This is a genomic window from Glutamicibacter sp. MCAF14 (assembly GCF_052114325.1).
Taxonomy (GTDB): domain Bacteria; phylum Actinomycetota; class Actinomycetes; order Actinomycetales; family Micrococcaceae; genus Glutamicibacter; species Glutamicibacter arilaitensis.
Genome location: NZ_JBFREO010000002.1, coordinates 352,175 through 361,496, shown reverse-complemented (window position 1 = coordinate 361,496; position 9,322 = coordinate 352,175). Strand labels below are relative to the sequence as shown.

At 62.4% G+C, this 9,322-nt stretch carries 9 protein-coding genes; 6 read left to right on the top strand and 3 right to left on the bottom strand.

Annotation, left to right across the window (positions count from 1 at the left end; translation table 11 throughout):
• Positions 1 to 726 carry a class I SAM-dependent methyltransferase gene (locus tag AB4Y71_RS04265; protein ID WP_441718180.1) on the bottom strand — a complete coding sequence of 242 codons (726 nt, stop codon included), beginning with the start codon at positions 724 to 726 and terminating at the stop codon, positions 1 to 3.
• 261 nt (positions 727 to 987) lie between these two features.
• On the opposite strand from AB4Y71_RS04265, the gene AB4Y71_RS04260 reads away from it, so the two are divergent.
• From AB4Y71_RS04260 to AB4Y71_RS04245, 4 genes are all read left to right on the top strand, one after another.
• Positions 988 to 2,136 carry an acetyl-CoA C-acetyltransferase gene (locus AB4Y71_RS04260; protein ID WP_013349556.1) on the top strand — a complete coding sequence of 383 codons (1,149 nt, stop codon included), beginning with the start codon at positions 988 to 990 and terminating at the stop codon, positions 2,134 to 2,136.
• Between the two features lie 24 nt (positions 2,137 to 2,160).
• Positions 2,161 to 3,753 (top strand): fatty acyl-CoA synthetase, encoded by a 1,593-nt coding sequence (locus tag AB4Y71_RS04255; RefSeq protein WP_441718178.1) that lies wholly within the window; start codon positions 2,161 to 2,163, stop codon positions 3,751 to 3,753.
• Positions 3,750 to 4,949 (top strand): acyl-CoA dehydrogenase family protein, encoded by a 1,200-nt coding sequence (locus tag AB4Y71_RS04250; RefSeq protein ID WP_441718176.1) that lies wholly within the window; start codon positions 3,750 to 3,752, stop codon positions 4,947 to 4,949. Before AB4Y71_RS04255 ends, AB4Y71_RS04250 begins: the two co-directional genes overlap by 4 nt.
• A gap of 65 nt (positions 4,950 to 5,014) precedes the next feature.
• A complete protein-coding gene (locus tag AB4Y71_RS04245) occupies positions 5,015 to 5,479 on the top strand; it encodes a phage tail protein (protein ID WP_441718174.1) in 465 nt (154 codons plus the stop codon).
• Between the two features lie 12 nt (positions 5,480 to 5,491).
• Here AB4Y71_RS04245 and AB4Y71_RS04240 read toward each other — a convergent pair whose 3' ends face one another.
• Together AB4Y71_RS04240 and AB4Y71_RS04235 are read right to left on the bottom strand one after the other, a co-directional pair.
• Positions 5,492 to 6,346 carry an MBL fold metallo-hydrolase gene (locus tag AB4Y71_RS04240; protein ID WP_441718171.1) on the bottom strand — a complete coding sequence of 285 codons (855 nt, stop codon included), beginning with the start codon at positions 6,344 to 6,346 and terminating at the stop codon, positions 5,492 to 5,494.
• 26 nt (positions 6,347 to 6,372) lie between these two features.
• Entirely contained in the window at positions 6,373 to 7,338 is a 966-nt protein-coding gene (locus AB4Y71_RS04235) for an RluA family pseudouridine synthase (protein ID WP_441718169.1), read from the bottom strand.
• Between the two features lie 267 nt (positions 7,339 to 7,605).
• Between AB4Y71_RS04235 and AB4Y71_RS04230 the strand changes: the two genes are divergently transcribed.
• Both AB4Y71_RS04230 and AB4Y71_RS04225 read left to right on the top strand, forming a co-directional pair.
• The gene (locus AB4Y71_RS04230; RefSeq protein ID WP_441718166.1) at positions 7,606 to 8,439 is read left to right on the top strand and encodes an RCC1 domain-containing protein; all 834 of its coding nucleotides are present in this window, start codon (positions 7,606 to 7,608) and stop codon (positions 8,437 to 8,439) included.
• Between the two features lie 189 nt (positions 8,440 to 8,628).
• Entirely contained in the window at positions 8,629 to 9,312 is a 684-nt protein-coding gene (locus AB4Y71_RS04225; protein ID WP_441718165.1) for an MSMEG_4193 family putative phosphomutase, read from the top strand.
• Positions 9,313 to 9,322 lie beyond the last annotated feature (10 nt).

Below are 9,322 nucleotides of genomic sequence, written 5' to 3'. Positions count from 1 at the left end.
TCACACTGCCACGGCTTCGAAGACCATGAGTGGCTTATCGGCACTGAATTCGGTGCCTTTCCAGCCCGAGTAAACCGCGCGCACTTCGAATCCCGCCTCGGCAAGCTGCGCCCGGATCTGCTGGTCGCTGCGGAATGCGAGCAGGGTTTCCTCGACGTGTAGTTCCCCGGTGGCCTCGAAGCGGTTGAAGCTGCGCAGCATCACGTTGTGTTCATCGAGTAGTTCGGTCTGGCACCATTCGGTGAGCACACCGTATGGGGTTTCGCTGCTTCCAGGGGCTTCGTCCGCCCACTTCTCCCATGCCCGCACCGCCGGGTTCCTGGATTCGAAGGCCAGCACCGCGCCCTTGGCTGCCGCCTTGCGCAGCGCGTTGAGGCTGAGCTGCCACTGCGGATCGATGATGTGCTGGGCGACATTGCCCGTCATGACCATGAAGTCGAATTCCCCTTCAGCCAACGCCGTGGCATCGCCCTGGATCCACGTGGCGTTGTCCGCCCCGGGGCGCTGCCGGGCGTAGGCGAGCATGGAAGACGATGGATCAACACCGACGACGCGTCGGCCGGATCCGGTGAAGCTCACCGTGAGCATTCCAGTTCCGCATCCCAGGTCCAGGATCCGCTGGGCATTCTGCCTGCTGGCCAGCGCCCGGTAGTAGTCATGATCCGGCCCGTTAGGATTTGCCCGGTCATAGAGCGCGACGATCCGCGGGTCGTAGTCAGCAGCCATTGCTCTCCAATTTTCGGCAGTACAAGGTTTCGTTCAAAGGTACAGCGCACCGGGCATCAGGTGCCGCAGCTCCCCTCCGGCAGCTGGGCCGGAAACTCATTTCAGGAAGACCACGTGCCTGGCACCGCGGCCCGCTGCCGGGAAATGGCGTGAGAACTGCTTCCATCCTACCCGCGTGTGACCTAGACAACAGGTTCGGACTTGGGCATTGTTAGTTCCATAGTGCCAATTCGCACCCTGAAATACGCTGGAGGAACACCCATGACCCAGGCCTACATCATCGATGCGCTGCGCACGCCTGTCGGACGACGCGGAAAATCATTGGCCCAGCTGCATCCGCTGGATCTGGCCGCCGCACCACTGGCCGAATTGGTGAACCGGAACAACATCGATTCCGAGCAATACGATGAGATCATTCTGGGCTGCATCGACCAGCTTGGGCCGCAGTCCATGGACATCGCCCGCAACGCTTGGCTGGCCGCCGGATTATCCGATCATGTCCCGGGAACTACCGTGGAACGCCAATGCGGTTCCGGGCAGCAGGCCGTGTCCTATGCCGCCCAGGCCGTGATGAGCGGAGCCAGCGATCTGGTCGTGGCCGGCGGGGTGCAGTCCATGTCCAGCATCCCGCTGTCCTATTCCAACTCGGCGGCCAAGGATTTCGGCTTCCCCAACCCGTACGCCGGATCCGAAAAGTGGGCGGCACGCTATGGGGATCAGGAGATCTCGCAATTCCGCGGCGCTGAGATGATGGCCCAGCACTGGGGCTTCACCCGCGGCGAGTTGGAAGACCTCGCTGCCACCTCGCATGAGCGCGCCCTGCATGCCCAGGCCCAAGGCTATTTCGACCGCGAAATCCTGGCCATGGATCAGCTGTCGATCGATGAAGGGCCACGCCCGGTGGACCGCGCCAAGATGGCTTCCTTGTCCCCGATCACCGAAGGCGGAGCACATACCGCGGCCACCGCATCCCAGATGTCCGATGGTGCAGCGATGCTGCTGATTGCCTCTGAGGCCGCGGTCAAGCGCTACGGGCTGAAGCCCCGAGCCCGAATCCACCATGCCAGTGCCCGCGGGGATGATCCGGTGATGATGCTCTCTGCCCCGATCCGCGCCACAAAGTACGCCTTGGAGCGCACCGGCATGTCCATCCATGACATGGACCGGATCGAGATCAACGAGGCTTTTGCCGCAGTGGTCCTGGCCTGGCAGAAGGAAGTCGGCGCGGACATGTCAAAGGTCAATGTCAATGGCGGGGCCATCGCGCTGGGCCATCCCATCGGTGCCACTGGCGCGCGGCTGATGACTTCGCTGCTGCATGAACTGGAACGCAGCGGCGGCCGCTATGGGCTGCAGACCATGTGCGAAGGCGGCGGCCAGGCCAACGTCACCATCATTGAACGCCTCTAAGACCCGCAGCAAAGGAAAACCACCGTGAATCCCCTAGCATCCGGCACCCAGTCCAAGTCCCAAGACCAGAACACCATCGATGCCCTGCTGCGCCGGGCGGCGGCCCGCACTCCCAAAGCGGTGGCGCTGAGCTTTGAAGAGCGCAGCTGGAACTACCAGCAGCTCGATGCCGCAGTGCACAGGCTCACCACCCGCCTGCAGCGCGCTGGGCTGCCTGCTAGTTCGCGCGTGGCCGCCTACGCTGCGAATTCTGATGCCTACGCGATCCTGTTCATCGCTTGTGCCGCCTCCGGGCTGGTCCATGTCCCGGTGAACTTCGCCTTGAAGGGCGAAGAGCTGGCCTACCTGCTCAACGATTCCGGCGCCGCACTAGTGATTGCCGATGGCCCGCGCATTGATTTGGTGCAGGAACTGCGCGATGCCCACAAGCTTGAGCAGCTGCAACAAGTCTGGCCGATGCTGCCCGGTGAATCCCCCGGCGTCTCGGTACTTGAAACCGCACTGGATCAAAACGCACCCATCGATGCGAACACCAGCCAGGTTTCAAGCGGTGATCTGGTCCAGCTGCTCTACACCTCGGGCACCACTTCAGCGCCCAAGGGTGCGATGATGACCCATGCTGCGCTGGTCGCCCAATACATCTCGGCTATCATCGCACTGGACTTGGAGGCTTCGGACCGTCCGCTGATCGCCATGCCGCTTTACCATTCGGCGGCCATGCACGTCTTTTTGCTCCCCTATCTATCCTTGGGTGCCAGCATCCGCTTGCTGGCCAAGCCGGATATCGGCCAGATGCTTGAACGCGTGGAAGCAGAGCACATCAACTCGCTGTTCCTGGCCCCGACGGTCTGGGTGCCGCTGAGCAACCACCCGGATCTGGAAACCCGGAACCTGGATTCGCTGGCCAAGGCCCAGTACGGGGCTTCGATCATGCCCACCACGGTGCTGGCCCGGCTGCGCGAGCGCTTCCCGAAAATCGGGTTCTACAACTGCTTCGGCCAGTCCGAACTCGGTCCGCTGTGCACGGTGCTGCGCCCCGAGGAACACGATGCCCGGCCCGCTTCCTGCGGGCGCCCGGTCTTCCATGTCGAAGCGCGGGTCATCAACGCCGAGGGCCAGCTGGCCGAGGCCGGCGAACCAGGAGAAATCCAGTACCGCTCCCCGCAGGTGATGAGCGGATATTGGAACAAGCCGGAGGAAACCGAGCAGGCCTTCACCGACGGCTGGTTCCGTTCCGGAGACCAGGTGGCCAAGGATCGAGGCGGCTACATCCAGGTGGTGGACCGCATCAAGGATGTGATCAACACCGGCGGGGTGCTGGTGGCCCCGCGCGAAGTCGAGGACGCCATCTACGAGTTGCCCGAAGTCGCCGAGGTGGCTGTGGTGGGCATTGATGACCCGCGCTGGATCGAAGCAATCACTGCGGTCATCGTGCTCAAGGACGACACCCACCTCAGTGCCCAGGCGGTACGCGATCATGTGAAGTCCCGGCTCGCTGGCTACAAGGTCCCCAAACGGGTGGACTTCGTCGCGCAGTTGCCTCGCAACCAGTCCGGAAAACTGCTCAAGCGCCAGCTGCGTGCCGAGCGCACTGGAGTGCAAGGAGCCGGCAATTGACCCGCGACCCATGGCAGGACTATGACCTGTCCTCGGCGCTGGATATCGACTACCTGCAGGCCTTCGGGGCGCTGGATCATGCGGACCGCGTGCATTGGGCCCGCGCCCGGCAATATGGCGAGGAGATCCTGCCGGTAATCAACGAGCACTGGGAGAACGGACACTACCCGCTGGATTTGGTGCGCCGGATGGGCCAGCTCGATCTGTTCACCGATGGCCTGCAGATTCCGGGCCATGCGCATTTTTCTGCGCTGGCTGCCGGACTGGTGGCGATGGAACTTTCCCGTGCCGATGGCTCGATGGCTGCCGCCGCCGCGGTGCAGGGCGGCCTGGTATTGCGCAGCCTGCGCCTGTTCGGTACCCCGGCACAGCAAGAGCAGTATTTGGAGCCTGTGGCCACCGGCCAGCTATTGGGCGGGTTCGCGCTGACCGAACCGCATCACGGCTCGGATTCGGTGGGCCTGGAATCCAGTGCCCGCAAGGATGGCGATGGATGGATCCTGAACGGGAACAAGAAGTGGATCGGCAACGGTGCTGCTGGCGGCATCACCATTGTGTGGGCCCGCGACGAGGCTGATTCCCAGGTCAAGGGATTCATTGTYGAGCAACAGGCCGAAGGCTATGAAGCGGTGCCGGTGCGAGGGAAGGGCGTGCTGCGCGCCATCGAGCAGGCCGAGATCCGGCTCACTGATGTGCGGGTTCCGGACTCGGCGCGGCTCAGCGAAGTTGCTTCCTTCAAGGACGTGTCCAAGGCGCTGGTTGCGACTCGCGTGAATGTTGTCTGGTCAGCTCTGGGCCATGCGCAGTTCGTTTTTGAAGCGGCCTTGCAATACGCCAAGCAACGCTCCCAATTCGGCAAGCCGCTGGGAGCGCACCAAATGGTGCAGGAACGCCTGGCCCAGATGCTCGCGGAGATCACCAACATGCAGCTGCAGTGCGCTGCGGTGGCCGCGGTGCAGGAAGCTGGAGCGCTCAAGGACACCCAGGCTTCGCTGTTGAAGTACCACAACACCCGTGCGGCCCGCCGGGTGGCGGCTACAGCCAGGGATATGCTCGGCGGCAACGGCATTCTGCTGGAGAATCATGTGATTCGCCATTTCGGGGACATCGAGGCTTTGCATACCTACGAGGGAACCGAATCGGTCCAAGCCCTGATTCTTGGCAGGGACCTGACCGGTTTCAGCGCCTTCAGCTGATTTCGCGCAGTACGATAAGAATAATTTTCCGAAGCTGACCAACCGAACACCGCCAAGGAGTGCTCATGCCGTACCTTGTTGATTTCAAAGACGTCTCCACCCAGGGTCTGGAAACCTCCCCGGTATCAGACGTGCTGGCAGGATTGCGTGCCAATGAAGCCCGCTACCTGAAGAACAAGTTCAATCATGATTTTGTGGTGGAGCAAGCTGGCGACGCAACGCAAACCATTGATTGGGTGCACCAGATTCTTGCTGAAGAACGCGATCTGCACATCGTATCCAAGCCCTTGCAGGCCGCTGAATTCGAGGCTGATGGCTCCCGTCGAGCCTATGTCTTCTACGAATCCGGGTTGTCCATCAATGTCCTGTACGGGCTGGAGCCAGATGCCAAGCGCGCCGTCGGCTTCAAGCTCTCCGATGGCATGGAAGTGCCCGAGGAACTGGCGGAAAAGTTCAAGTTCGCCCGCCAGAAATCCAAGCTCGCCGGAACCATCCGCGGCTCGTTCTTCGTGATCAAGAACGAATACTAGCCCGTCGCCGCGCTAGCGCGGATCCGGCTCGGTGCCAGGCAGTTGCACGTAGGCATCAGCGGCAGCTTGTTGCAGGAAATCCTCCGGCCACAGGTTTTTAAGTTCCGCACTGTATGAGATCTGCTCGATGCTCTCGTCCCGTTGATGCGCGTCGCGCAGGGTGGTGGCCAGCAGCTGGAAGCAGTGCAATTGCCGCACTACGAAGTCCCGGTCCACCGGTTCGCCATGGCCCGGGACAATGATGTCGCCTGGCTGGATGCGCTCAAGCAATGATTCGAGCACGATGGGCCAGTCCAGGGGGTAGGCTCCGGAGCCGAACATCGGCGGACCGGACTGCTCGATGATATCGCCAAGGAACCACGTATTGGCGTCGGGAATATGGATCGCAAGGTCCGTGTCGGTATGCCCTGCATCCAGCGGAATCAGCTCGACTTCCCGTCCGCCTAAGTTCAGCGTGCAAGGTTGCGCCAGCAAGTGGGTTGGCGGGGTCAGAACCACGCCATCCCAATCCATCTCGGGCTCTGCTTCCGGCGAGCGCTGCACCTTTTCAAGCCGGGGCTTCTCATATTCCTCGAAGTGCGCAGGGATCAGATGATGGCCATAGATGGGAATCGAGTGCTGGGCAAAGAGCTGATTGCCGAAGGTATGGTCATAGTGCGCATGGGTGTTGATGACGGCAACAATCGGCAGGCCGAAACGTGCCGAGACATCATCAATGATTTCCTGTGCCTCACACGCGTTATTGCGGGTATCGATAACCGTCAGGCCGTGCTCGCCGAGCACCGCCCCGACGGTGATGTCCAACGGATCATAACGCCGCTGGAAAACTCGCTGGGCTACCTGCTTCCACTGTCCTTCGGCCATCATGTCCCGCCTTGCCAGAGTTGATTGGGCTAGAGCCCTGCCTTCAGCAGCTGCTTCCAGCGCTGCGGCATGGGGGCCTCGACGACCAGTTCCTGGCCGTCGGGCTTGGGAATCACCAGCTTAGTCGCATGCAAGAAGAGCCCGCGACCCCCTAGCTGTTCGACACGGCTGTTGAACTTGGCAAAACCATACCGGTCGTCTCCGGCAATCGGGTGCCCTTCGCTTTGCAAGTGGACCCGGATCTGGTGCTTGCGTCCGGTCATCAGCTGCACATCCAAGATGGTGGCGCGCTTCCCTACCCGCTGCTGTACCCATACCCGGGTTTCAGCACGCTGGCCCGTTGGATCTGCGACCATGCGGTCAGCCAGGCGCAGCAGCGGAGTATGGATAACTGCGGTGTCCTCATTCCAGCTGCCGGCAACCAGCGCCAGATAGTGCCTTTCAATTTCATCTTCCCGATCGCGCAGCATCTCGTGCAGATAGCGCAGAATGCTCGGGGTCTTGGCCAGCACCAGCAGTCCGGAAGTATCCCGGTCCAGTCGGTGGCTCAGCTCAAGATCGGGCAGTTCCGGGCGCAGCTGGCGGAATGCCTCGATGACGCCGGCTGGATTATCGGTGCCCTTGTGCACCGGAATGCCAGCGGGCTTGTCGATCACCAGCACATCTTCGTCCTCGTGCACCACGGTATTGCGCAGGCGCTTGAGCAGCGCTGGCGGGACCTCGATGCGCGGTTCGCGGGTTGGCTGGGCGTGGAATGCCGGCAGAGTGATCTTGTCATTTGCCGCCAGCCGGTAGCCTTCTTGGACTTTCTTCCCGTTGACCCGCAGTTGTCCCTTGCGCATGAGCTTGAACATCTGCCCTGCTGGCATGGATTTGAGCGCGGAACGCAGGTACTTCTCGATGCGTCGTCCGGCATGCTCGTCGTCGATGACGATGGTTTCGTTCTTCACCGAACGATCGGCGGCGAGGTCTGGATGCGGATCTGCTCCAGGCAAAAAATATCACTCCATTTGGGTGCCGGACCCGTCAGCGGGATCCTGGCTACGCCGGATGCGGCGTACGGTCAACATCGGTTCCAGAAAAAGATGCGCATGTGCACTCCGGATTTGGCCAACCTTCATCGTACCCCGAAGCTCCCGCGCCACTCTCACCCAGAGTTGCTCTGCCGGAGCATCCGCCGCCATTTCAAGGGGCGATCTTCAGGTTGAAGCCCAAGTACGATGGGCAGCGGACAGAGCACGCTGGCAGACTTGGAGGATCCAATGGCACTCATGGCAGCCGGGCGCAGGCATTCGGTGGCACTGCGGCAGGACGGCACCGTACTGGCCACCGGCAATAACCGGTCCGGCGAATGTTCTATCGACCAGTGGCCGGCCATCACCAGCGTAGCGGCCGGCAATGTTCATGCGGCCCGCAACACCGGCCGTTCGCACACCGTAGGGCTTCGCGCCGACGGCACGGTGCTGGCCACCGGGTGGAACGCCGATGGCCAAACCGAGGTGTCCGGCTGGCACGGAATCCGGCGCATTGCCGCTGGCTGGCGCTTCACCCTCGGGCTCGGATCCGACGGCCGCGTGGTCGCCACCGGGCGCAATGCCGAAGGCCAGTGCGCTACCGCCAGTTGGCAGGAAGTGATCGAGATCGCTTGCGGCGATTGGCATGCTGTGGCGGTTCGCAACGACGGCACGGCGCTAGCCACCGGTAATAACCAGCGAGGCCAATGCTCCGTGACCAGCTGGAGCGGCCTGCAAGCGATTGCCTCCGGTCATCTGCATACTGTCGGGTTGCGCACCGACGGCACCGTCGTTGCTGCTGGCGATCAGCGAAGCGGCGCGTGCGAAGTGCAAAGCTGGAATGCGGTGACCGCGCTATGCGCCGGCAGCCAGCACACCGTGGCCCTGCGCAGCGATGGCACGGTGCTGGCCACCGGAGACAACTCGTTCGGCCAGTGCAATGTGGGTTCATGGAGGCAGGTCATCGCCATTGCCGCCGGTTCATTGCATACCCTCGGGTTGCTCGCCGACGGCACCTTCGTGGCCACTGGCAGCAACAGCGACGGGCAATGCGATGTCGCCGGGTGGAGCGTCCGGGACTGACCCGCCTGCTGGTGCAACGGCGCACAGCCCGCGGATTCCGGCGCCAAGGATCCCGACTTCCATGCATCCTCCTGTCGTGGTTTCCCGGCTCATTGTTTCGGCACCCCTGCACACTGCAAACCCCCTTTTCACCGGACAACATGCCGCCAGGACATCGCATGGGGGCCCGACGGTGGCTAGGCTGGGAACATGGCCACAGTTATTCTCGTGCGGCATGGCCGCACTACCGCCAACGCCAGCGGCGTATTGGCTGGACGAACCCCGTCGGTGTTCTTGGACCAAACCGGCGAAGAACAGGCGATGCGTACCGCCGAACGCCTCGCGGCCGTGCCCTTGGCAGCGGTGGTTACCAGCCCGCTGGAACGCTGCGTGCAGACCGCCAACTTCGCCTTGCGGCGTCAGGACAAAGCCCCTGAATCGCTCCTTGAGCCGGAAATCTCCGAATGCGACTACGGACTGTGGCAGGGCCGCACGCTGCAGGACTTGGCTGGCGAAGACCTATGGAAGCAAGTGCAGTCCACCCCCTCCGCGGTGACCTTCCCAGAGGGTGAATCCATGGCCGGGATGCAGGCACGCGCTGTGGCGGCGATCAGGCGCCACGATGCTGCGATCGAAGCCGAACATGGATCCGGCGCAGTGTGGGCGGCCTTCAGCCACGGCGATATCATCAAGTCGGTATTGGCCGATGCGCTGGGAATGCATCTGGACCTGTTCCAGCGGCTGAATGCGGGACCAGCGTCCGCATCAATCGTGCACTACGGGGCCGGGGCGCCCCGGGTGTACTCCATCAACACCGATGCCGGAGATCTCTCATGGCTCGCCCCAGGACTCAAGGCAGCGGATGCCCCGGTCGGTGGCGGCGCAGGACACTAAGGAAACTGAA

Excerpts from the sequence above, each read along its gene's own strand:
- AB4Y71_RS04265 (WP_441718180.1), bottom strand. The coding sequence starts at position 726 with ATGGCTGCTGACTACGACCCGCGGATCGTCGCGCTCTATGACCGGGCA.
- AB4Y71_RS04260 (WP_013349556.1), top strand. The coding sequence starts at position 988 with ATGACCCAGGCCTACATCATCGATGCGCTGCGCACGCCTGTCGGACGA.
- AB4Y71_RS04245 (WP_441718174.1), top strand. The coding sequence starts at position 5,015 with ATGCCGTACCTTGTTGATTTCAAAGACGTCTCCACCCAGGGTCTGGAA.
- AB4Y71_RS04240 (WP_441718171.1), bottom strand. The coding sequence starts at position 6,346 with ATGATGGCCGAAGGACAGTGGAAGCAGGTAGCCCAGCGAGTTTTCCAG.
- AB4Y71_RS04230 (WP_441718166.1), top strand. The coding sequence starts at position 7,606 with ATGGCACTCATGGCAGCCGGGCGCAGGCATTCGGTGGCACTGCGGCAG.
- AB4Y71_RS04225 (WP_441718165.1), top strand. The coding sequence starts at position 8,629 with ATGGCCACAGTTATTCTCGTGCGGCATGGCCGCACTACCGCCAACGCC.